The sequence below is a fragment of the Kutzneria buriramensis genome (assembly GCF_003387475.1).
Taxonomy (GTDB): domain Bacteria; phylum Actinomycetota; class Actinomycetes; order Mycobacteriales; family Pseudonocardiaceae; genus Kutzneria; species Kutzneria buriramensis.
This window is the reverse complement of the sequence record NZ_QUNO01000020.1, coordinates 23,815-46,664: the sequence shown is the minus strand read 5'-3', so window position 1 is coordinate 46,664 and position 22,850 is coordinate 23,815. Positions and strand designations below refer to the sequence as shown.

Annotated in this window: 22 protein-coding genes and 1 riboswitch; of the genes, 15 read left to right on the top strand and 7 right to left on the bottom strand. The window is 69.2% G+C overall.

All coding sequences use genetic code 11. The features are described 5' to 3' along the window. Window positions 1-52: 52 nt before the first annotated feature. Entirely contained in the window at window positions 53-496 is a 444-nt protein-coding gene (locus BCF44_RS43575; protein WP_116180399.1) for a hypothetical protein, read from the top strand. Here BCF44_RS43575 and BCF44_RS43570 read toward each other — a convergent pair. The 3 genes from BCF44_RS43570 to BCF44_RS43560 all read right to left on the bottom strand — a co-directional run bounded on the left by BCF44_RS43570 (window position 433) and on the right by BCF44_RS43560 (window position 4,394). Next, window positions 433-957 (bottom strand): universal stress protein, encoded by a 525-nt coding sequence (locus tag BCF44_RS43570; RefSeq protein ID WP_116180398.1) that lies wholly within the window; start codon window positions 955-957, stop codon window positions 433-435. The genes BCF44_RS43575 and BCF44_RS43570 overlap by 64 nt on opposite strands. A gap of 69 nt (window positions 958-1,026) precedes the next feature. Beyond that, window positions 1,027-2,052: a ribonucleotide-diphosphate reductase subunit beta gene (locus BCF44_RS43565; RefSeq protein ID WP_116180397.1), complete on the bottom strand. Its 1,026-nt coding sequence runs from the start codon at window positions 2,050-2,052 to the stop codon at window positions 1,027-1,029. After that, window positions 2,043-4,394, bottom strand: a complete 2,352-nt coding sequence (locus tag BCF44_RS43560; protein WP_246016158.1) for a ribonucleoside-diphosphate reductase subunit alpha — start codon at window positions 4,392-4,394, stop codon at window positions 2,043-2,045. Before BCF44_RS43560 ends, BCF44_RS43565 begins: the two co-directional genes overlap by 10 nt. Before the next feature lie 118 nt (window positions 4,395-4,512). Continuing rightward, window positions 4,513-4,719: riboswitch (cobalamin riboswitch) on the bottom strand. Window positions 4,720-4,841: 122 nt separating this feature from the next. Between BCF44_RS43560 and BCF44_RS43555 the strand changes: the two genes are divergently transcribed. The 3 genes from BCF44_RS43555 (at window position 4,842) to BCF44_RS43545 (ending at window position 7,150) form a co-directional block, all read left to right on the top strand. Further along, window positions 4,842-5,516: an SDR family oxidoreductase gene (locus BCF44_RS43555; RefSeq protein ID WP_116180396.1), complete on the top strand. Its 675-nt coding sequence runs from the start codon at window positions 4,842-4,844 to the stop codon at window positions 5,514-5,516. A 21-nt stretch (window positions 5,517-5,537) separates the two neighbouring features. After that, window positions 5,538-6,125 carry a TetR/AcrR family transcriptional regulator gene (locus BCF44_RS43550; protein ID WP_116180395.1) on the top strand — a complete coding sequence of 196 codons (588 nt, stop codon included), beginning with the start codon at window positions 5,538-5,540 and terminating at the stop codon, window positions 6,123-6,125. A 248-nt stretch (window positions 6,126-6,373) separates the two neighbouring features. After that, window positions 6,374-7,150, top strand: coding sequence for a polysaccharide lyase family 7 protein (locus BCF44_RS43545; RefSeq protein WP_246016157.1), 777 nt, complete (start codon window positions 6,374-6,376; stop codon window positions 7,148-7,150). 43 nt (window positions 7,151-7,193) lie between these two features. Here the strand turns inward: BCF44_RS43545 and BCF44_RS43540 are convergent, their stop codons facing one another. Further along, on the bottom strand, window positions 7,194-7,718 hold the full coding sequence (locus tag BCF44_RS43540; protein ID WP_147328864.1) for a hypothetical protein: 525 nt from the start codon (window positions 7,716-7,718) through the stop codon (window positions 7,194-7,196). An 89-nt stretch (window positions 7,719-7,807) separates the two neighbouring features. Next, window positions 7,808-8,695, bottom strand: coding sequence for a VOC family protein (locus tag BCF44_RS43535; RefSeq protein WP_116180393.1), 888 nt, complete (start codon window positions 8,693-8,695; stop codon window positions 7,808-7,810). A 110-nt stretch (window positions 8,696-8,805) separates the two neighbouring features. Between BCF44_RS43535 and BCF44_RS43530 the strand changes: the two genes are divergently transcribed. The 5 genes from BCF44_RS43530 (at window position 8,806) to BCF44_RS43510 (ending at window position 14,230) form a co-directional block, all read left to right on the top strand. Next, on the top strand, window positions 8,806-9,465 hold the full coding sequence (locus BCF44_RS43530; protein ID WP_116180392.1) for a class II aldolase/adducin family protein: 660 nt from the start codon (window positions 8,806-8,808) through the stop codon (window positions 9,463-9,465). Between the two features lie 13 nt (window positions 9,466-9,478). Then, entirely contained in the window at window positions 9,479-10,762 is a 1,284-nt protein-coding gene (locus BCF44_RS43525) for an MFS transporter (protein WP_211353501.1), read from the top strand. After that, on the top strand, window positions 10,759-12,183 hold the full coding sequence (locus BCF44_RS43520) for an aldehyde dehydrogenase (protein ID WP_211353500.1): 1,425 nt from the start codon (window positions 10,759-10,761) through the stop codon (window positions 12,181-12,183). The genes BCF44_RS43525 and BCF44_RS43520 overlap by 4 nt, the downstream gene beginning before the upstream one ends. A gap of 43 nt (window positions 12,184-12,226) precedes the next feature. Next, the gene (locus tag BCF44_RS43515; protein ID WP_246016174.1) at window positions 12,227-12,772 is read left to right on the top strand and encodes a PadR family transcriptional regulator; all 546 of its coding nucleotides are present in this window, start codon (window positions 12,227-12,229) and stop codon (window positions 12,770-12,772) included. Window positions 12,773-13,063: 291 nt separating this feature from the next. After that, window positions 13,064-14,230, top strand: a complete 1,167-nt coding sequence (locus BCF44_RS43510; protein WP_147328863.1) for an HNH endonuclease signature motif containing protein — start codon at window positions 13,064-13,066, stop codon at window positions 14,228-14,230. A gap of 932 nt (window positions 14,231-15,162) precedes the next feature. Here BCF44_RS43510 and BCF44_RS43500 read toward each other — a convergent pair. After that, complete coding sequence (locus BCF44_RS43500) at window positions 15,163-15,918, bottom strand: IclR family transcriptional regulator (RefSeq protein ID WP_116180388.1); 756 nt, start codon at window positions 15,916-15,918, stop codon at window positions 15,163-15,165. A gap of 40 nt (window positions 15,919-15,958) precedes the next feature. On the opposite strand from BCF44_RS43500, the gene BCF44_RS43495 reads away from it, so the two are divergent. The 6 genes from BCF44_RS43495 (at window position 15,959) to BCF44_RS43470 (ending at window position 21,683) form a co-directional block, all read left to right on the top strand. After that, window positions 15,959-16,756, top strand: coding sequence for a 2-keto-4-pentenoate hydratase (locus BCF44_RS43495; protein ID WP_116180387.1), 798 nt, complete (start codon window positions 15,959-15,961; stop codon window positions 16,754-16,756). Continuing rightward, window positions 16,753-17,688, top strand: coding sequence for an acetaldehyde dehydrogenase (acetylating) (locus BCF44_RS43490; protein WP_116180386.1), 936 nt, complete (start codon window positions 16,753-16,755; stop codon window positions 17,686-17,688). Before BCF44_RS43495 ends, BCF44_RS43490 begins: the two co-directional genes overlap by 4 nt. Continuing rightward, window positions 17,685-18,698: a 4-hydroxy-2-oxovalerate aldolase gene (gene dmpG / locus BCF44_RS43485; protein WP_116180385.1), complete on the top strand. Its 1,014-nt coding sequence runs from the start codon at window positions 17,685-17,687 to the stop codon at window positions 18,696-18,698. Before BCF44_RS43490 ends, dmpG begins: the two co-directional genes overlap by 4 nt. Beyond that, window positions 18,695-19,432 carry a 2-keto-4-pentenoate hydratase gene (locus BCF44_RS43480; RefSeq protein ID WP_211353498.1) on the top strand — a complete coding sequence of 246 codons (738 nt, stop codon included), beginning with the start codon at window positions 18,695-18,697 and terminating at the stop codon, window positions 19,430-19,432. The genes dmpG and BCF44_RS43480 overlap by 4 nt, the downstream gene beginning before the upstream one ends. Before the next feature lie 32 nt (window positions 19,433-19,464). Next, window positions 19,465-20,355, top strand: coding sequence for a class A beta-lactamase (bla, locus tag BCF44_RS43475; protein WP_116180384.1), 891 nt, complete (start codon window positions 19,465-19,467; stop codon window positions 20,353-20,355). A gap of 113 nt (window positions 20,356-20,468) precedes the next feature. Next, window positions 20,469-21,683, top strand: coding sequence for a family 2 encapsulin nanocompartment cargo protein terpene cyclase (locus BCF44_RS43470; protein ID WP_211353497.1), 1,215 nt, complete (start codon window positions 20,469-20,471; stop codon window positions 21,681-21,683). 60 nt (window positions 21,684-21,743) lie between these two features. On the opposite strand, the gene BCF44_RS43465 is transcribed toward BCF44_RS43470, so the two are convergent. After that, entirely contained in the window at window positions 21,744-22,592 is an 849-nt protein-coding gene (locus tag BCF44_RS43465; RefSeq protein WP_116180382.1) for a geranyl diphosphate 2-C-methyltransferase, read from the bottom strand. Window positions 22,593-22,850 lie beyond the last annotated feature (258 nt).

Sequence of the window (22,850 nt, the reverse complement as noted above, 5' to 3'; positions counted from 1 at the left end):
CGCTGGCGTGGACTTGACCCTGGAGCGTACTCCACTGTTTAGCGTCGACCCCATGGACTACCGACGACTCGTCCGCCTCAGCGCCGGCTACGACCTCGTTGTCACGGCGGCTTTCGTCACGCCGTGGACGTACGAACTGGCCCGGCGGGCGCTGTCCGCGCTGGGCCTGGCGCTCGGACTCGGGGCGATGCCCGCCGGCGATCCGACGCAGGTCATGTACGCCAACCTGATGGGGTCGGTGGTGATCGTGTGGGCGGTGTTGCGCCTGACCGACCCGCGAGCCGTCTACGGCCTGTACGACGGCGCGGCGCGAACCCTGTTCGCCCTGTGGGAGGCCTACGGGGCAACGCACGGCGCCACCGGACTGTTGTGGGGGTTCTTCGCCGTGGAGGTGGTCTTCGGCGTCCTGCAACTGGCCCCGTGGCTGTCCGCTCAGCCGCCGACCAGGTGGTTCACCGCGCGCCGACGCCGCAGCAGCCGCGGCAGCATGCCGTGATCCATCTGCCGGCTCAGCGGCGACGGCGGCACCAGCAGGACGGAACACAGCGCGTGGGCAGCGCAGTACCTCGGCACCGAGGGAATCAGCGCCCGCCGCAGCGGACTGCGCCGGCCCGCGCCGATCACCAACAGGTCGTTCTCGTCCTCGGCGATCCGCACCAGCGCCTTGCCCGCGTCGGCCCGCACCGCCACCTGCTGCACGTCCACGTCGTGCGGGATGCCGCCAAGCGCCTCGTCCCACGCCCTGGCCAGCCGCTCCCAGGCGCCCTGCTCCCACATCTTCTTCAGCTTCACGTCGAGCGTGCGCCGGTAGGCGACCTCGCCACCCGGCGCGCTCCACGCGACCACCGCGACGAGCGGGACCGCGCGCATCCGCGCCTCGGTCACCGCCCGTCGCAAGGCCTGCAAGCTGCCGACCGAGCCGTCGACACCGACGACCACTCGGCGAACGCCATCCATCACCGACCCATGGTAGGCACCGAACGCAAGGGGCCAGCGTCACCCGAACAGGTTCTTTACGGTGTCCGGCTAGAAGTCCTCGTCGAAGCTCACGGTTCCGGTCACCGCGACCTGATACGCCGACACCCGCCGCTCGAAGAAGTTGGACAGCTCCTGCACGTCCTGCAACTCCATGAACGCGAACGGGTTGCGGGCGTTGAACTCCGGCGCCAGGCCCAGCGCGGCCAGCCGCCGGTCGGCGACGTGCTCGAGGTAGGACCGCATGTCCGCCAACGACAAACCGGCCACGCCCTGCACGAGCAGGTCTTCGGCGAACTGCGTCTCGGCGTCGACGGCCTCACGCAGCATCTGCCGGACCTGGTCGTGCAGCTCGTCGTCGAACAGGTCGGGTTCCTCGCGGCGCACGGTGTCCACCACGTCGAACGCGAACGCCATGTGCATCGACTCGTCGCGGAAGACCCAGTTGGTGCCGGAGGCGAGGCCGTTGAGCAGGCCCCGCGAGCGCAGGAAGTACACGTACGCGAAGGCCCCGTAGAAGAACAGGCCCTCGATGCACGCGGCGAAGCAGATCAGGTTGAGCAGGAACGCCCGCCGGTCCTCCTTGCTGTGCAAGCGGTTCAGGTGCTCGATGGAGTCGATCCACTTGAAGCAGAACTCGGCCTTGTTGCGGATGGACGGGATGTTCTCCACCGCCGCGAACGCCTCGATCCGCTCGTTCTCGTCGGGCAGGTAGGTGTCGAGCAGCGTCAGGTAGAACTGGACGTGCACGGCCTCCTCGAACAGCTGCCGCGACAGGTAGAGCCGCGCCTCCGGGGCGTTGACGTGCTCGTACAGGTTGAGCACGAGGTTGTTGGCGACGATGGTGTCGCCGGTGGCGAAGAACGCGACCAGCCGGTTGACCAGGTGCCGCTCGGCCGGCGTCAGCTTGTTCAGGTCGGCGAGGTCGGAGTGCAGGTCGACCTCCTCGACGGTCCACGTGTTCTTGATGGCGTCGCGGAAACGCTCGTAGAACAGCGGATACCGCATGGGGCGCAGGGTCAGGTCCATGCCCGGGTCGAGCAGGGACTGCTTACGGGCGAACGTCGTCACTGGCATGCCTCGCAGGACTCGGGGTTCTCCAGGGAGCAGGCGATCGCCTCGACAGCCGGCACCGTCGCCTGCTGGATGCGCGTCGCCGGGCGGGAACGCAGGTAGTAGGTGGTCTTCAGCCCGGATTGCCAGGCGTAGCGGTACATCGACGACAGCTTGCCGATCGTCGGCGAGGCGACGAACAGGTTCAGCGACTGGCTCTGGTCGATGTACGGGCCGCGCGCGGCGGCGAGATCGATCAGGGACCGCTGCGGAAGCTCCCACGCGGTGCGGAACAGCGACCGGCTCGCCTCGGGCAGGCCCGTCAGTCCCTGCGCCGAGCCGTCGTCCCGCTTGAGCTGGGCGCGGGTCTGCGCGGTCCACTGGCCGTGCCGCTTGAGCTCGGCGACGAGATAGGTGTTGACCTGCAGGAACTCCCCGGAGAGGGTTTCCCGCTTGAACACGTTGGACACCTGCGGCTCGATGCACTCGTAGCAGCCGGCGATGGACGCGATCGTCGCCGTCGGGGCGACGGCGATCAGCAGCGAGTTGCGCAGGCCGTGCTCGGCGACCTTCTCCCGCAACCGAGTCCAGCGCTCGGACTGCGTCGGGGTCACGCCCCACAGGTCGGGCTGGAGATCGCCACGGGCCGCGCGGGTCTCGGCGAACGACGGGTGCGCGCCGGCGCTCGCGGCCAGATCCGCCGAGGTCTCCAGGGCGGTGAGGTAGATCTCCTCGGCGATCCGCGTGGACAGCTCGCGCGCCTGCTCCGAGTCGAAGTCCAGACGCAGCTTGAAGAACACGTCCTGGAGGCCCATGACGCCGAGGCCCACCGGCCGCCAGCGCGGGTTGGAACGCCCGGCCGGCTCGGTCGGGTAGTAGTTGATGTCGATCACGCGGTCCAGGAACGTGACGGCGGTGCGGACGGTCTCCCGCAGCCGCTCCCAGTCCATCCCCTCGCCGAGCACGTGCGCGCCCAGGTTGACCGAGCCGAGGTTGCACACCGCGGTCTCGGTGTCGCTGGTGACCTCGAGGATCTCCGTGCAGAGATTGGAAAGGTGCACGACGTTGCCGCGTTCGGCGGTCTGGTTGCAGGTGCGGTTGGACGTGTCCTTGAACGTCATCCAGCCGTTGCCGGTCTGCGCCAGCGTCCGCATCATCTTCGCGTACAGGTCGCGGGCCTTGACCGTGCGCACGGCGCGGCCGGCCTGTTCGGCGGCGCGGTAGGCGCGGTCGAAGTCCTCGCCCCACAGGTCCGGCAGCTCCGGCGTCTCGTCCGGGTCGAACAGCGACCAGTCGGCGTCGGCCTCGACGCGGCGCATGAACTCGTCCGGGATCCAGTTGGCGATGTTGAGGTTGTGCGCGCGGCGCGCGTCCTCGCCGGTGTTGTCGCGCAGCTCCAGGAACTCCTCGACGTCCGGGTGCCAGGTCTCCAGGTACACGCAGGCCGCGCCCTTGCGCCGGCCGCCCTGGTTGACCGCCGCCACCGACGCGTCAAGGGTCCGCAGCCACGGCACGATGCCGTTGGAATGGCCGTTGGTGCCGCGGATCAGGGCCCCGCGCGAGCGGACCCGGGACCACTGCACGCCGATGCCGCCGGCGAACTTGGACAGCTGCGCCACCTGCGCGTACCGCTCGTAGATCGAGTCGAGTTCGTCACGCGGCGAGTCCAGCAGGTAGCAGGAGGACATCTGGGTGTGCCGGGTGCCGGAGTTGAACAGCGTCGGCGAGCTCGGCAGGTACGCCAGCGAGGACATCAAGCGGTAGAAGCGGATCGCCTCGGCGGCGGTGTGCGACAGGCCGCAGGCCACGCGCAGCAGCCAGTACTGCGGACGCTCCAGCACCGCCCGCGAGTTGGGGTGGCGCAGCAGATAGCGGTCGTACACCGTGCGCAGGCCGAAGTACTCGAACCGGCGGTCCGCGTCGGCGTCGATGGCGTCGTCGAGCTTGCGGGCGTGCGTGGCAACGAATTTCGCGGTGGCGTCGCCGATCAGGCCCTCGCGGTGGCCCAGCGCGATGCTCTGGCTGAACGAGTGCACGCCCTGGCCGCGGACCTCCTTGTCGATGTAGGCGGCGAGCAGCTGCGCGGCCAGCCTGGAGTACTCGGGCTCCTCGGCGACGAGCTCGGCGGCGGTCTGGATGGACAGCCGGTCCAGCTCCTCGGTGGTGGCGCCGTCGTACAGGCCGTTGATCGTCTTGGTGGCCACCCGCAGCGGATCCACCTCGGCCAGCCCCACCGCGGACCGCCCGACCGCCCTCACGATCTTGTTGACGTCGACGGTTTCGTAGCCACCGTCCCGTTTTCGCACCCGCATCGTCGGATGGGGATCGGCGTCTGCCCGCACGACCGTCTGGTCGGAGACCGTCACAGCCCTTGACTCCTCGCACGCTGTCGGCCTTTCGGGGCACGCGCGAGGACACGCCGGCAGGCGCCGGTCGGCGGGTCCCCACGCCCTCCCTCGGGGCCTGGACACGAGCCCGGCCGCGGTGCGGACGGGCGAGCGGGCAGGTCTTCGGACTCACGGGCATGCCTGTCGGCACCTACCGGCCGTCGCTTCCCGGACTGGGCGTCCAGTGCTTCCTGACGGCTTTCGTTCCCGTTCACCGCTGCGGGGCAGTCCCGGACTTCCACCGGGTTCCCTCTTGCGACGACCGCCCTGGCGGGGCGGCCGAACCAGCTCAGTGAACACAATACATGGGCCGAGCACGGTCGCAAGCACCCACATGTTGTGTCGGCGTGTCGCCCCGCGGAACGTGGTCACGGTCACCGTCACGCTTATTGCACCGTTCGTTCTCAACAGAGTACCGTCGAAGGCATGGACCTCACCAACACCGTTGCCGTTGTCACCGGCGCGAACCGCGGCCTGGGCCGGGAGTTCGCCAAGCAGCTCGTCGAGCGCGGCGCGAAGGTGTACGCCACCGCGCGCCGCCCCGAGACCGTCGACATCGAGGGCGCGATCCCGCTGCGCCTCGACGTCACCGACCACGCCAGCATCGAGGCGGCCGCAAAGGTCGCGTCCGACGCCACGCTCCTGATCAACAACGCCGGCACCTCCGGCGAGCTCGAACTGCTCACCAGCGATCTCGACGCCATCCGCGACCAGATCGACGTGCACTACGTCGGCCCGCTGGTCGCCATCCGCGCGTTCGCCCCGGTGATCGAGGCCAACGGCGGCGGCGCCGTCCTCAACGTGGCCTCCGTCCTGTCCTGGGCGCACTTCCCGTCCGTCGGCGCGTACTCGGTGGCCAAGGCGGCCGAGTGGGCGATGACCAACGTGGTCCGCCAGGAGCTGGCGCCCAAGGGCATCACCGTCACCGGTCTGCACGTCGGCTACATGGACACCGACATGGCGGCCCACGTGGAGAGCGGCAAGTCGGACCCGGCCGAGGTCGCCAGCACCACGCTGGACGCGGTGGCCAAGGGCGAGCCCGAGGTGCTCTTCGACGAGCTCACCCGGAAGGTGAAGGCCGGCCTGAGCGCGGCGCTGTGATCGTGTGAGAGGTTTGTCCCCATGGTGCGGCACAAGGAATTCGACCCGGACGAGGCGGTCGCGGCGGCGATGGCGCTGTTCTGGGAGCGCGGCTACGAGGCGACCTCCGTGCAGGACCTGGTCGAGCACACCGGTGTCGGCCGGCGCAGCATGTACGACACCTTCGGGGACAAGCACTCCCTCTACCTCAAGGCGCTGGACCGCTACACGGCCACCACCGAGAAGGTCTTCGGGGACGCGGCCGCCACCGCGCCCGACGGCCGGGCCGCGATCCGAGGCCTGTTCGACATGCTGCTCGACTCGGCCCCCGACGACCGCCGCGGCTGCCTGGTCGTGAACAGCGCGACGGAGGTCGGCCCCACCGACGACGACGCGGCCGAACGTCTGGGCCTGCACCTGGCCGGCAGCCGCGAACTCCTCGAAGGGTTGATCCGGCGGGGCCAGCGGGACGGCTCCGTCACCGATCGGATGAGCGCGGAGACGCTGACGAGCGTCGCGTTCAACGCCTGGCTCGGCGTCCGCGTCGCGGTGCGGGCCCGCACGCCGCGCGACCGGATCGTCCACGATGTGGAAGAACTTCTGACCCTGCTTTCCGGTTCACAGCTCTGAACAATTCACGTGCCTGAACACTGTTCAGAAGTGTTGACGGCGCTGCCCGGGTAACCGCAAACTGTTGTCCCCTGCTCTTCTCGAAGTCGGAATGGCACCGCCGCCAGACCGGAGGAGATAGAACTTCATGAGCACCACCCCTGCCAGCGCTGCCATTTCTCGCTGTGACGGGGCGGCCCGAAAACCGTGACTCCTGCCTGATTCCACGGTTCACCTCACGCCGCCACGTGTCCCTGCGAGGAGAAGAATTGAACAAGAAGCTGACGGCGAGCGCCCTGACCCTCGCCGCGGCCGGCGCCCTGTTCGCCGGCCAGGCGGCCGTGGCCGCACCGGCCCTGAGCACGTCCGTCGCGCCGGGCGGAAACTTCAACCTGTCGGTGTGGGAGCTCCAGGAGCCGACCGGCTCGCCGGGCTCGCCGAACACGATCAGCCCCAGCCGGCTCAAAGGCGCGAACGGTTACCAGGACAGCTACTTCTACACCGACAAGACCGACGGGTCCATGACGTTCTGGGACCCGGAAAACGGCGTGCACACGCCCAACTCGAACTTTTCCCGATCCGAGCTGCGGGAGATGAACGCCAGCGGTTCGGCGGCGAGTTGGGGGCTGCCCGGAACGCACAAACTGAGCGCCACCGTGAAGGTGACGAAGGTGCCGTCCAGCGTGTGCATCGGGCAGATCCACGCCAGTGAGAGCAGCGGCACCACCAAGCCGCTGGTCGAGCTGTACTACCACAGCAACGGCGACATCGTGGCCGGGCTGGAGGGCGGTCCCGGCGGCGGCCAGACCCCGCACACCATCGGCCACGTGGCGCTGAACACCACGTTCAGCTACGTGATCAGCGTGACCGGCGGCAACACGCTCTCGATCCAGATCAACGGGGCCACCACCAAGCTCACGATCCCGTCGGCCTGGAACGGCTACCCGCAGTACTTCAAGGCCGGCGACTACGACCAGACGTCCGGCAGCAGCTCCACCATCGGCGCGACCGTGCACTTCTACGCGCTGACCGTGGCGCACAGCTGAGTGGTGACCGGGCCCGGCGGACCGCGGATCCGTCGGGCCCGGTTCACCTGCTCGCGGCCATGATGAGGTCCCGTACCCGCTCCGCGCCGTCGATGGCCCGCAGCTCGAACGGTCGCTGCGGCATCGGCCGGTTCCGGTTGGCGCGCACCATGTCCACGAACCCCGGCTCGTCGAACCGCACATCGCCGAGGCCGCCGGCGCGGGCGGCGACCCTCGGCGGCGACAGCTGGCGCAGGTAGCGGCTCCGGCTACGGGCCACGCCGAACACCTTCGCCTCGATCACCACCCGCTGGTCGGTGACGGTGTACACCGTCGCCCGCAGCTCCAGCCACCGGAGCGCGGGCCGGCCGATCAGCAGAAACACCGTCCAGGCCAGGAAGACGTACCCGAAGGCGACGAAGAAGCTCGGCGCGCCGGCGTTGGTCGCGGTCGAGATCCAGAACACCGTGAACGGGACACCGAAGATCGCACCCGGCACCACGAGCCGGTCGGAGGAGTCGAAGACGGGGTGCCGGACCGGCGATCCGGTCCACAGCACCCGCTCCGACGGCGCTAAGTCCGCTACCACGAACGGGACGATACGACCGGCACCGCCCTGCCGTCCCGGGTTTCAGCGATCCCGTTCGCTCAGGGTGGTCCCCGTCCGGACGACGGGCATCAGCGCGCCGCCAGGCCGGGCAGCTGCGGCTGGGACGCGCAGCGGTTGGTCGGCCCGCGCCACATGTCGATCGCGTCCGGCTCGGCCGGGTCGAAGTACCGCACCCGCCAGGCTGCGTCGTCCTCGATCCGCCGCACCCCGTAGGAGTACTCGTAGGTCAGGCCCTCGGGTCCCTTGAAGTACAGGAAGACCGCGCCGGACTGGGGGTGCCGGCCGGGCCCCTGCTCGATCTCGATCCCGTTGTCCCGCAGGAAGTTCCAGTTGCGCATGACGTCGTCGATCGTGGCGACCTGGAAGTTCATGTGGCACAGGCCGGGACCGGCGCCCTGGAACACGGCCATCTTGTGGTGCACGGGGTCGAACCGCAGCAGGCAGGCGACGTCGCCGATCCAGTCGGACACCTTCATGTTGAAGTGCCTGGTCCAGAACCGGTACGCGGCACGGACATCCGGCGCGTCCAGGCAGAGGTGGCCGAACTCGGTGATGCCGGCGGCGCGCGCGAAGTTCACCGGCGTGGGCACCTCCTTCTGGTCCACCACGAGCTCGACGACGTTGCCGAACGGGTCCTCGAAGGCGATGAACTCCCGCACGTGCCGGTCCGCGGCGGCGGCCTTGTCGCCGCGGGTCACCGTCAGCCCGGCCTGTTCCAACTCCGTTTCGGCATCGGCCAACCGGTCCTCGTCGGCGAGCACGAAGGCCGAGGCCAGCACGCCGGACTCGCCGGCCACGAAGGACAGGCAGTGGTGGCGGTTGTCGGCCCGCAGGTAGGCGCGGTCCGCGGTCCGCTCCACCAGTTCCAGGCCCACCACGTCGACCGCGAAGCCGACGGCGGTGGCCAGGTCCGCCGTGCCGGAACGGACATAGCCGATGTCCTGGATGGTGATCACAGCCCCACCTCGCTGTCTGCCGGTGACCGAACGTGCACCACGTTACAGGTATCGATATACATGTCAATACACCGTTGACAGATATACAGATACCGGTAACGATTGCCCCCATGACGACAGCCACCCTCACCGAGGACCTGACCAGGGCCGGTCACGCCCTGCACGCGGCCGGCCTCGTGACCGCGTTCGGGCATGTCAGCGCCAGGATCTCGGACGCGGAGCTGCTGATCACCCCGCCCCGGCCGCTGGGCTCGCTGACCGGTGAAGAATTCCCAAGGCTGCCCATTGGCACGAACACTCTTCCGGCCGGAACGCCCCGCGAGGCGTGGATGCACACCGCGATCGCGGCCGTCCGACCGGACGTGGGCGCGATCTGCCGCGCCCAGCCGACGGCCGTCGCGGCCACCGCCGCGCTGGCCCTCCCACTGATCCCGCTGCACGGTCAGGGCGCGCTGCTCGGCCCGATCGTGCCGATCTTCCACAACTCCCGCCTGGTGCGGGACCCGGCCATCGCCGACGACCTGGCCGCCGCGCTCGGCAGCGCGTCCGCGCTGGTGCTGCGCGGCAACGGCGCGATCACCGTCGGCGCCACCGTCGCCGAAGCGGTGGCGCGCATGTGGATTCTCGACGAGACCGCCAAGCTCACGCTCGCCGTCGCCCCACACGGCCCGGTCCGCGCGCTGCCCGCCGAGGAACAGGCGTCCTGGGCGGCGACCGGATCCGAACTACTCAACCGCATCTGGCTCCACCTGACCGCAACGTCGCGGTGAAAGGACCCCCGCCATGCAGCCCAGAAGAAGCTTATGGATCGTCGTGGCGCTGTGCGCCTTCGCCGTCACCTTCGACGGCTACGACCTCGTCGTCTACGGCACCACGGTGCCGTCCCTGCTCGCCGACTGGCACATCGGCCCCGCACAGGCCGGCACGATCGGCAGCTACGCGCTGATCGGCATGCTGCTCGGCGCGCTGCTGGCGGGCACGGTGACCGACCTGATCGGCCGCCGCCGCATCCTGGTCATCTGCATGCTGTGGTTCTCCGTCTGCACGGCGCTGTGCGCGATCGCGCCGAACCCGGAAGTGTTCGGGGTATTGAGGTTCGTCGCCGGCATCGGGCTCGGCGGGTTGATGCCGACGGCCGCCGCGCTGGTCGTGGAGTACGCGCCGGCGGGCCGGCCCAACCTGACGTACGCGATGATGCAGTCGGGGTACGCGGTCGGCGGCATTCTCGCGTCGGCGGTGGCGATCCCGGTGATTCCCGCGCTGGGCTGGCAGATCATGTACCTGATCGGCGCCGCGCCGGTGCTGGCGGTGCCGATCGCGCTGCGCTGGCTGCCGGAGTCGTTGGAGTACCTGGTGTTGCGGGGGCGCACGTCTGAGGCCTCCGCATTGGCGGCGCGGCTCGGGGTCGAGGTGCCGGTGATCTCGTTGCCGGAGAAGCGGAACTGGCTCACCGGCCTGCGCGAGCTGGCGGCGCCCGGTTTTCGTGTCGGCACGGTTCTGTTGTGGCTGGCCACTTTCAGCTCGCTGCTGGTCGTCTACGGGATGAACACGTGGCTGCCGCAGATCATGCGCCAGGCGCACTTCCCACTGGGTTCGGCGCTGAGCTTCCTGCTGGTGTTCAACCTGGGCTCGATCGTCGGCTCGGTGATCGGCGGGCGGGCGGCCGACGTGCTCGGGTCGAAGCCGGTGGTGGCGGCGTCGTTCCTGCTGGCCGTGCTGAGCATCGCGCTGCTGGCGACGCGACCGTCCACTGTGGCCATCTACGTGCTGGCCGCGGTCGCCGGCTACGGCGCCATCGGCACCACCAACCTGCTGAACGTGTTCGTCACCCGGTACTACCCGCCCACGTCCCGCGCCACCGGCATCGGCTGGTCGCTCGGCGTCGGCCGGCTCGGCGCGATCCTCGGGCCGGTGCTCGGCGGCCTGGTGCTGGCGTCCGGCGCGAACTACGTGTGGAACTTCTATCTCTTCGCCGCCGTGGCGGTGATCGGCCTGGTCGCGACCGGGCTGGTGCCGGTGGCCGGCCGGGCCGCGGCCACCATCCGACTGAGGGAGCAGACATCGTGAAGATCCGGCACATCATCGGCGGCGCGGAGACCGACTCCGCCGACGGCGCCACGTACGACGACATCGACCCGTACACGCGGCAGAGCTACGCCACCGTGGCCCGCGGGTCGGCCGCCGACGTCGACCTTGCGGTGGCCGCGGCACGGAAGGCGTACGACGAGGGTCCCTGGCCGCGCATGGGTTTCGCCGAACGCGGACGTCTGCTGCACAGGTTCGCCGACCTGATGGAGGCCAACGCGGCGGAGCTCGGCGAGGCCGAGGGTCGTGACATGGGCAAGCCGATCGCGGCCGCCTCGTCGCACGACGTGCCGCGCTCGGCGGAGAACTTCCGGTTCTTCGCCGACCACGCGCGGCTGTCGACGGCCGAGACGTTCCCGTCCGACATCGGCATGCACACGTACACGCGGTACGAGTCGGCCGGTGTGGTGGCGGCGATCTCCCCGTGGAACTTCCCGCTGATGCTGGCGACGTGGAAGATCGCGCCGGCGCTGGCGTGGGGCAACACGGTGGTGCTGAAGCCGGCCGAGGACACCCCGCGCTCGGCGGCGATCATCGGCCGGCTGGCGCTGGAGGCCGGCATCCCCGAGGGGGTGCTGAACGTGGTGCTGGGCTTCGGCGACGCCGGCGCGGTGCTGACGCGGGACCCGCGCGTCGACCGGATCACGTTCACGGGAAGTTCCGTGACGGGTCGGGCAATCGCGGCGGCGGGCGCGGCTCATCTGACGCCGGTGAGCCTGGAGTTGGGCGGCAAGGGGTCGAACCTGGTGTTCGACGACGCGGACCTCGATGTGGCGGTGGACTGGTCGATTCGGGCGGCGTTCAGCAACACGGGGCAGGTGTGCCTGGCCGGGTCGCGGCTGTACGTACAGCGCGGCGTGTACGACGAGTTCCTGTCGCGGTTCGTCGCGGCGGCGGCGAGCCTTCGGTTGGGTGATCCGTCCGATCCGTCGACGGCGATCGGGCCGCTGGCGTCGGAGAAGCACTTCGCGAAGGTCGTGGGGTATCTGGATCCGACGAAGACCGGTGGGGCGTCGGTGGTGACCGGCGGGGTCGGCGAGGACTGGTTCGTCCGGCCGACGGTGCTGACCGAGGCGCCGGCGGATGCTCCCGTGCAGCGGGAGGAGGTGTTCGGGCCGGTCGTGACGGTGACGGGGTTTGCCACCGAGGAAGAAGGTGTCCGGCTGGCGAACGACACCCCGTACGGGCTCTCGGCGATGGTGTTCAGCGAGGGGGTGAACCGGGCGCATCGGGTCGCCGCGAGGCTGCGCAGTGGGAACGTGTGGGTCAACTGCTTCTTCGTGCGGGACCTGCGCTCACCGTTCGGTGGGGTCGGCGATTCGGGGCTCGGGCGCGAGGGTGGGACGTTCAGCCGGGAGTTCTTCACCGAGCCGAAGACCGTGAGCGTGCGCATCGGCGCGTGACCGTTAGTATCGGATCATGTCCCTACAGCATGCCTTGTTGGGGGTGCTGGAGGCACGCCCGATGAGCGGTTACGACCTGGTGCGGTTCTTCGACGGGTCCACCGGGTGGATCTGGGCCGCGCCGCAGAGCCAGATCTATCCCATGCTCCGGCGGATGGAACAGGCCGGGCTGATCTCCGGTGACGAGGAGGCGCGGGGGCCGCGCCTGACCCGCACGGTGTATTCCGTGACTCCGAAGGGGCACGGTGAGCTTGTCGCTTGGCTCGGGGTGGCGCATGACGCAGCGCCGCCTCGGGATCCGTTCATGGTGCAGGCCCTGAACTTCGACATGATCGATGCCGGGGATGCGGCGGCTGTGTTGGAGGCGTTCATCGCCGAGCAGGAGAAGGCGGCGGCGGAGGCGGAGGCGCATCGGGATCGGTTGCTGCGGCGCGACACGGCGTTGCTGAAAGAGCGGCTGACGCGGCGGGATCCGGAGGACCATGAGCGGATCGCGCGGTTGAAGGCGCACGTGTTCGACGGGATCGCTCGGGTGGCGCGGGTGCGGGCGGAGTGGGCGCGGGAGGGACAGCGGCTGCTGGAGGAGTAGGGGTGTTCCGGTCTTCTTCATGGCTTGGGCTCTTCGCGTATCCTTTAGCCGGCCATTTTGGGGTTGGCGGGTTTATCGTGTGCATGTCGCGTGGATTTGGCGTGGAGCCTCTGAACGATGGCCATGAGGGGCATCTCCGGGGCAGGCTCCGCCTGCCCCTCACGCAGTAAAGCTTAGGCCATCGTCCCCCTCCACGCAAAATCCACGCTTATCGTGTTGTTGGCGGTTCTGCGCGACCGATCGCTCGATTATGCATGAAACAGTTCACCCGTTAGGGATTCGATTTGGATCTTGCAGGTCGGTATTCTTAGAGGTATGGAACTCACCCGAGAGTTGGAGAGAGCGGAGCCCAGTGGGGCCCTGTTCGACCTTCTCGCGGGGCTCGATCTGGACGCCCTTTCCGCCGACGAACGGGTCACCGTCACCATTCTCGCCCGTAAGATCAGGGCCTTCGCCGACTATGTGGAGTTGGCTGTGCTGCGGGGTGTCGAGGACACCGCCGAGTTGGCGATGGCCATCACCGAACCCGAGCAGACCGTGGTCCGCCGCAAGGAGTTGACCGAGGATCTGCGGACCCTGCCCCGCCTGATGGACCAGTTGCGGCAGGGGCGGTTGGACCTGCGCCGGCTGGAAGCGGTTCGTGATCGGGTCCGCAACCTGCCGTCCACTGCGCTCATCACCGAGGTCGAAGACACGCTGCTTGAGGTGGCTCCCGGCTTGACCCACTCCCAGCTCAGCCGACGGACCACCGCCCTGGTCGCGCAAGCCGACCCCACCGGCTACGAACAACGCCACCAGAAAGCCAAAGCCGAGCGACGGGTGGAGATCCGGCCGCTCCCGGACGGCATGGCCCACCTCACCGCGATCCTGCCCGCCGTCGAGGCCCGCATGGTCCACGACCTGCTCTGCGCCGACGCCAAAGACCTCCCGAAGGACGAGCGCACCACCGACCAGAAACGGGCCGATGCCTTCCTCGACCGGTTCCTCGGCCAGGCCAAGGAACGTGACGTTCGGGTGCACGTGACGATGTCTATGGAGACCCTGATGGGTCTGACCGAAGACCCCGCCCTGCTCGAGGGATATGGCCCCATCACCGCCGACACCGCCCGAGAGTTGGCCATGGACGGCATCTGGCGGGCGATCCTGCTCGACGAACACGACCAAGCCGAAGCGATCGGCAAACACACCTACCGACCAGGCCAACGCCTCAAAGAACTCGTGGGAGTCCGCTCCGGCAGTGTGTGCTCGGCCCCTGGCTGCACCCGGTCGGTTCAGGAAGGCGACCACGTCACCCCGTGGCCCAAAGGCCACACCACACTCCCCAACCTCAAAGGCCTCTGCACCCGCCACCACCACTTGAAGCACGACACCCACAAGGTCACCGTCGACGACGACGGCACCCTGCACTGGACCACCCCACTCGACCGCAACTACACCACCACACCCCATCAATACTGACCACCCACGGGCCACAGACCCACACACCGACCAGCCACCCCCATCGCCCCACCAGACCTCCGCCCCACCGGGCCACAGACCCACACACCGGCCAGCCACCCCAATCGGGGCCGGCCCCCCTCGGGCCACCCCTATCGCCCCACCGGGGGCCACCACCCCGCCCGACCTCCGCCCAGCCGGACCCCACCCAGCCGGACCCCAGTCCGCCGGATCTCCGCACCACCCAACCTCCGCCCAGCCGGACCCCGCCCGCCGGACCACCGCGCCACCGCCCCGCCGGACGACCGCACCACCCCACCACCGCCCCGCCAAGCCACCGGCCAACCACCCCACCGCCAAACCGGGCCACCCCCACGACCCATTCCCACCACCCAACCACCCCCAATACCACCCCCACGTTCCTTGACAATTCCACAGCGAACCAAAAGTTCGCCAGCACACCACCGGAAACTACCGCCTCGGGTCGATTTTGTGTGGAGGTGGACGATGGCCTAAGCTTTCCGGCGCGAGGGGCAGGCGTAGCCTGCCCCGGAAAGGCTCCTCGAGGCCATCGTCCAGAGGCTCCACACAAAATCGACCCGAACCACGCCACCAAAAACCAGGTCACCATCAGCCTTAAACGACCCCCAAACCACGCCGCCCTAAAAACCACACCTCCCCCACCTCAAACACCGTACCACCCAAAAACACAAAAAACCGCCACCCCTTCTCACCCCTCAACAAAACCGCCGGTCCCTTTCACCACCCCAAACGCAAATCCCACCCCGACCGCCACCGCCAAAGCACCAGTCTCCCCCACAACACCAACAGCGCCGACACACACAAACACACCCCTAGCGCTCACCTCTCCCCCACAACACCAACGACCCCTCCCACCCACCACAAACACACCCCAGCACCCCACCCCGATCCACCTACCGATTTCCCACCCCTCACCCCCACTGCCGACTCAGCATCAGCGCCGTAGTCCGCAACGCCGGCACCACCCGCTCCACCTGCATCCGGTTCACCCACCCGGACACGGACACCGCCGCTATCGCCGTCCCCGCCCCGTCCACCACCGGGCACGCCGCACACACCACCCCCTTCGCCGATTCCTCGTACTCGTGCGCCACACCGTCCGCCCGAACCCGACGGAGCTCCCGCAGCAGCACCCCACGCATCACAACCGTCCGCCCGGTCACCCGTTCCAACGTCCCGGCCAGCACGGCCTCCCTGACCTCCTCGGACGCATGGGCCAGCAGCGCCTTACCCACCGCAGTCGCATGCGCGGGCATCCGACCACCTATGCGAGACGGCACCGCAGGCGCGGCACGGCTGGTGAGCTTGTCCAGGTAGACCACATCCGGCGGCTCCAGCACGGCAAGGTGCACGGTCTCCCCGGACGCCCGGTGCAGGTCCTCGAGGTACGGCCGGGCGGCATCCCGCAATCCCCGCTGCCGAGGCACCAACTGCCCCAGCTCGAACACCCGCATCCCGAGCCGGAGCCCACCATCCCCGTGCTCCAACAACCCCAACGACACCAGTTGCCCCGCCAGCCGGTGCGCCGTCGGCTTGGCGACCCCAGCGCGACGGGCCAGTTCGGACAGTGTCACGCAGCGGTCGTCATCGGACTCGAAGGCCGACAGCAGGGAAACCGCCCGGCCCAGCACCGAATTCCGACCGTCGTCTCGCTGAGTGGAACGCATAGCTGGCATCCTGCCACCGCGAACCGCCATCGTCGACCTCGTGACCACCACGACCGAAGAGGCCGCCGACCGCCTCGAACGGGCCGCAGCCACCGGCAAGCCCTGCGCCCCGGTCCGCGATCTCATCGGCGACACCGACATCGACACGGCGTACGCGGTGCAGGAGATTCAGACCAAGAACCGCCTCGCCCAAGGCGCCCGCGTCATCGGACGCAAGATCGGGCTGACGTCGGACGCCGTGCGCAGCCAGTTCGGCGTCTTCCGGCCGGACTTCGGCACTTTGTTCAACGACATGGGCTACGCCACCGGCGAACCCGTGCCGCTGCGACGCCTCCTCCAGCCGCGCGTCGAGGCCGAGGTCGCCTTCGTCCTCAGGACCGACATCGACCTCCCCGACGCCTCCGTCGCGGATGTCCTGCGCGCCACCGACTTCGTCCTGGCCGCGATCGAGATCGTCGACTCCCGGGTGGCCAACTGGGACATCCGCATCACGGACACGGTCGCCGACAACGCCTCCAGCGGCCTCTACACCCTCGGCTGCGTCCCGTTCTCCCTCAACGGCCTCGATCTCGCACAGGTCGGCATGGTCATCGAGCACGACGGCGAGCCGGTCTCGGTCGGCAGCGGCGCAGCCTGCATGGGCAACCCGGTGGTCGCGGTCGCCTGGCTGGCCCGCGAGGTAGCCCGCCGCGGCGCGCCGCTGCGCGCCGGCGAGGTGATCCTCTCCGGCGCGCTCGGCCCGATGGTCCCGGTCACCGAACCGGGGGTGTTCACCGCCAGGCTCGACGGCCTCGGCGAGGTCCAGGCAGTCTTCACCGACGACGGAGGTGCGCGATGACCGTGGGCGCGGTCGTGATCGGATCCGGCAACATCGGCACCGACATGATGTTCAAGATCAAGCGGCTCTCGAACGTCCTGCACGTCGCCGCGATGGCCGGCATCGACCCGGATTCCGATGGCCTCGCCCGCGCCAAACGCCTCGGCGTCGCCACCACGTCGTCCGGTGTGGACGGTTTGACCACGCTTCCGGAGTTCCGCGAGGCAAGGATCGTCTTCGACGCCACCTCCGCAAGGGCGCACCGGCACAACGCGAAGATCGCCGCCCAGCACGGCAAACTCATGGTCGATCTGACGCCCGCCGCCATCGGCCCGTACGTCGTGCCTCCGGTCAACCTCGACGACAACCTCACCGCCGACAACGTCAACATGGTCACCTGCGGCGGCCAGGCCACCATCCCCGTCGTCGCCGCCGTCTCCCGCACGACCGACGTCCTCTACGCCGAGATCGTCGCCTCCATCTCCTCGAAGTCCGCCGGTCCCGGCACCCGCGCCAACATCGACGAGTTCACCGAGACGACCTCCGCCGCCATCCGCACGGTCGGCGGCGCGGCCCGAGGCAAGGCCGTCATCGTGCTCAACCCGGCCGAGCCGCCGCTGGTCATGCGCGACACCGTCTACTGCCTCGTCGAGCACGGCGACCAGCACAAGATCACCGAGTCGATCCACGACATGGTCGCGCAGGTGCAGCAGTACGTCCCCGGCTACCGCCTCAAGCAGGACGTCCAGTTCGACCCGATCTCCGTGCCCTACCTGCCGGCCCTGGGCCGCCCCTTCGACGGCGTCAAGGTCTCCACCTTCCTCGAGGTCACCGGCGCCGGCCACTACCTGCCCGCCTACGCGGGCAACCTCGACATCATGACCTCGGCCGCGCTGCGCACCGGCGAGCGCATCGCCGAACTGCGCGGCTGGCTGACCGGGAGCGCGGCATGACCGACATCTACGTCCAGGACGTGACCCTGCGCGACGGCATGCATGCCATGGCGCACAACTACTCCGTCCAACAGGTACGCGACATCGTCACCGCGCTCGACGCTGCCGGGGTGGCCGCGATCGAGGTGGCGCACGGCGACGGGCTCGGCGGTTCCAGCGCCAACTACGGCTTCGGCGCGCACACCGACACGGAGTGGATCACCGCCGCGGCCGAGTCCGTCACCAACGCCAAGCTGACCACCCTGCTGCTGCCGGGCATCGGCACCATCGAGGACCTCAAGCACGCCAAGGACCTCGGCGTCACCAGCGTCCGCATCGCCACGCACTGCACGGAAGCGGATGTCGCCGCGCAGCACATCGCCTGGGCGCGGGAGAACGGCATGGACGTCGCAGGCTTCCTGATGATGAGCCACCTCAACGAGCCGGCGAAGCTCGCCGCACAGGCCAAGCTGATGGAGTCCTACGGCGCGCACTGCGTATATGTCACCGATTCCGGCGGCCGCCTGACCATGCGAGACGTCGCCGAGCGGGTCGACGCCTACCGCGAAAAACTCAACCCTGACACACAGATCGGTATTCACGCGCACGAGAACCTGTCGCTGTCGGTCGCCAACAGCGTCACCGCCGTCGAGCACGGTGCGTGCCGCGTGGACGTCGCGCTCGCCGGACAGGGCGCCGGTGCCGGCAACTGCCCCGCCGAGGCGTTCATCGCCGTGGCGGATCTCCTTGGCTGGCATCACGGTTGCGACCTGTTCGCGCTTCAGGACGCCGCCGAGGACCTGGTCCGGCCGCTCCAGGTGCGCCCGGTTCGCGTCGACCGCGAGACCCTCACCCTGGGCTACGCCGGCGTGTACTCCAGCTTCCTGCTGCACGCCGAGCGGGCCGCCGAACGCTACGGCCTGGACACCCGCGAGATCCTGGTGGAGCTGGGCCGGCGGCGCATGGTCGGCGGGCAGGAGGACATGATCGTGGACGTCGCGCTCGACCTGGCCGGGAAGGCGACATCGTGACCGCCGTTCGACTGCACGAGGCCCAGCGCAACGCCGTTGCGACACCGCAGCTCCCCGAGGGGATCTCCATCGACGAGGCGTACGCCATCCAGCACGCCGTGCTGGACCTGCGGTTGGCCGCCGGCGAGCGGCTCGTCGGCACCAAGTTCGGCTTCACCAGCCGGGCCAAGATGGCGCAGATGGGGGTCTCCGACATCATCGTCGGCCAGCTCACCGACGCCATGCGCGTCGAGGACGGCGGCGAGGCGGACCTCACAACCCTCGTCCACCCGCGCGTCGAACCGGAGATCGTCTTCCGTCTCGCCCGCGACGTCGATCCGACGGATCCCTTGGCGGACATCGTGTCCGCGGTGGACGCCGTCGCGCCGGCGGTCGAGATCATCGACTCGCGGTACTGGGACTTCAAGTTCAATCTCGCGGACGTCATCGCCGACAACACCTCGGGCGCCCTGTTCGCGATCGGCGGCTGGCGGCCCATCGCCGACATCGGCAACCTCGCCGTGCGGCTGTCGGTCGACGGCCGGGACGTCCAGTTCGGTTCGACCGCCGCCATCCTCGGCCATCCCTTCCGTGCCCTGCGGCAGATGGTCGGGATCGCCGCGCGGCAAGGGTTCCCGCTGCGCGCCGGGCACGTCATCCTCGCTGGAGCCGCCACCGCGGCCGTGCCGTTCGGACCGTCGGTCGTCCGGGTCGATGTCGCGGGTCTGGGCGGCGTGACCGTCCGAGGGCGATAGGGTGATCCCCTCGGACGTACTGGGGGAATCACATGCCGTTGCCTCGCCGCACCCTGCTGTTCGGCGGGCTCGCCGCCGCGCTCGCCGGCTGCTCCACCACCACGACGCCGGCCGCGCCGTCGACCGCCACCCAGACCACCGCCGCGTCCGATCCCGACCTCGCCGCCCTAGAGCGGAAGTTCGGCGGCCGGCTCGGGTTCTACGCCCTCGACACGGCGAGTGGCAAGACCGTCGCCTACCGCTCGGGAGAGCGGTTTCTCATGTGCTCCACGCACAAGGTGCTGGTCGTCGGGGCGATCCTCCAGCTCCGCCAGCAGCAGCCGGGGCTGCTGGACCGGGTCATCACCTACGACAAGTCGCAGGTCCTCTCGTACGCGCCGATCACCTCCCAGCACAGCGGCATGAAGGTCGCCGAGCTGTGCGACGCGGCGCTCAGGCTCAGCGACAACACCGCCGACAACCTGCTGATCGATCTGCTGCAAGCCCCCCAGGCGGTCACGGCGTTCGCCCGCGACCTCGGCGACAACGTCACCCACCTGGACCGGAAGGAACCCGACCTCAACGACGGCGCGCCCGGCGACGAGCGGGACACCACCCGGCCGCCGGTCTTCGCCTCCGACCTGAACGAGCTCACCCTCGGCGAGGGTCTTGACTCGGCCGGCCGGGACATGCTCGTGAACTGGATGAAGTCCAGCACCACCGGCCTCGACCTGGTCCGCGGCGGGCTGCCGCCGGGCTGGGTGGCCGCGGACAAATCGGGCAGCGGCGCGAAGGGCGAGGTGAACGACGTCGCCGTGGTCTGGCCGCCGAACCGCGCACCGCTCGTCATCGCGGCGTATACCGCACCGACCGACCCGAAGTCCACCGCCGGGCGCAAAACCATCGCCGACGCGACCGCGATCGCCGTCAAGAAGCTCACATGAATTCCTTGGAGCACCGCACTTCTGGCGGTATCCACCCCCGACACCCGTAGCACGTCCGAGTGGACTTCCCGGACCGGTCCCCAGGGTTGTGGCTTACTGGCAGCATGTCCCTGATGTCTCGGCTTCTTGCCCCGAGTGTGTCCGGAGACCCGGCCGAGCTGGCGGCGGCGGTGCTGGCCGACATGCGCGCGGCGCCCTCCGTCGAGCTGGCGGCGCTGCTCGACGACGGCGCCGACCGACTCGCCCCAAGCCTGTTGTTCCCCACCGAGCAGCCGTCCACGCTGGGCATGTCGGCCGCGCGGCTGCCGCTGCTGCTGGCGGACCGGCCGCGCGAGCCGGCGGCGCTGCCGCCGGAGCCGGCCGTGGACGACGATTCCGACGAGGTGCCGGAGCTCTTCTGCCCCGGCCCGGTGCGGGACGATCCGGCGCTCGGCGAGGAGGTCAACGAGCGCATGGTCGAGTGGGCCGGCGAGGTCGGCATCTACGACGGACGCCTGGAGCACCTGCGGTCCTGCGGCTTCGGCCGGCTGATCATGCTCACCCACCCCGGCACCGACGACGCCGACCGGCTGCTGGCCGCGGCCAAGGTGGTCGTCGCCGAGTGGGCCTCCGACGACTACTACCTGGACGAGGAGGAGATGGGCGCGGATCCCGCCCTGACCGCCGCCCGCTTCGGCGTCCTGTACGGCGTCGTCGACCCCGTGACGATGCCGCAGCGCTACCGGCACGAGTTGGAGCGGTTCGTCAAGGAGGAGCCGATCGCGCTGGCCTTCCGGACCGGCATGGAACACCTCGCCCAGTACACCACCACCGCCCAGATGGGCCGCTTCCAGCACCAGATGGCCATCCTGTTCCAGGCCCTGGACCAGAACGCCAGCTGGCGGCAGACCGGCCGGCGGCCCGCGGTGTGGGAGTACTACATGCACCGCTACCACAACAGCTACCTGCCGCCGATGATCCTGGTCGACGCGATCGCCGGCTACGAGCTGCCGGCGCAGGAGTTCTACCACCCCCGGCTGCGGCGGGCGTTCACCATGGCCGGCATGGCGGCGGTGCTGCTCAACGACCTGCACTCGATGGACAAGGAGGCCGACGACGACATCAGCCTGCCGATCGCGCTGATGGAGGAGGAAGGCCTGTCCCGCGAGCAGGCCACCAAGCGCACGGTCGAGATCCACAACGAGCTGATGCGCGGCTTCGTCGCCGAGGCGGCGGCCATGTACCTGGAGGGAACCCCGATGCTGCAACGGTTCCTGGCCGACACGTGGGCGTGGTGCGGCGGCAGCCGCGAATGGCACGCCACCAGCAAGCGCTACCACAGCGACTAGCGGACCGACGACGTCGAGGCCCGTGTCCGATCCGGACACGGGCCTCGATGTCGTTGCGGGTCAGGCGATCCGGTCGGCGGCGATCAGCAGGTAGTGGAAGCTGCCCTCGCGGTACGCCTGGAGGAACGGGCCCTCGATGCCGGTGGCCACCGAGGACCGCTGCCGCAGCTCCCAGTACGGGATGGTGTCCGCGGTCAGGTCGATCACCGCGATTGGCGCGAGCTTGTTGGCCGCCATGGCCTTGAAGTACTCGCTGCGCGGGTGGATGTTGCACGTGTAGTGCTGGTCGATCTGGCTGACCGCCTTGGACCGGCCGCCGGTGACGTCGTTGTAGCATCCGGTGATCGTCACGTACCGACCGCCGATCTCCAGCTGCCGCGAGTGTTCCGCGAACAGCTGGTGCAGGTCGACGTACATGGTGCTCTCGTTGTTCCAGATGGCCTTGCGGCTGGCGTCCTCGAAGCCGGTGTCGAGCATGTTTCGGAAGTGGTAGCGCACCTTGTCTGCGACGCCCCGGCGGCGGGCCTGCTCGTTGGCGAAGTCCATCTGCTGCTCGGAGATGGTCACGCCGTCGGCGTAGCAGCCGAACCGCAGGTTGGCCATGATGCTGGTGCCGCCGCGGCCGCAGCCGGCGTCCAGCACCGCGTCGTTCGGGCCGACGTCGCCCAGGTGGTCCAGCAACACCTCGGCCTGGGCGGTCTCCAGCCGGTGCAGCTCCGCGATCACGGCCTCGTCCGGCCCGTCCAGCACGGCGGGGTCGTAGGCGCCGAGCCCGTAGTGGTGGTGGTAGAGGCCGTCGACGTCACCGAGCCGCAGGTTGACCGGGTCCTTCTCGTTGTTCCAGTACTCAGCGACGGAACGCTGGTAGTCGCTGCGGAGGACCGGGCGAGCGCGGTGGGTTGTCGTCATGCGCGAACTCCTTAACCGTGCGGACGTGCGCCATCGATCAACGGTGGCAGAAGAGGACTTCCCGGCGTCGGTTCGTCGACGTCTGCGGGAGGCGTGCGTGGTTGGCCGGCCGGCCCAGCCGAGGCTAGCACCGGTTTTCCGGGCCATCACAGTCCCTCGGAAGGGTGGTGTGGCAGGGGTTCCGGTGTGGACACGCGCTGCGTAGATCCCGCTGCTCCGTGCGGGTGACGACGCTTAACCCGGTGGTGACCGTTGCGC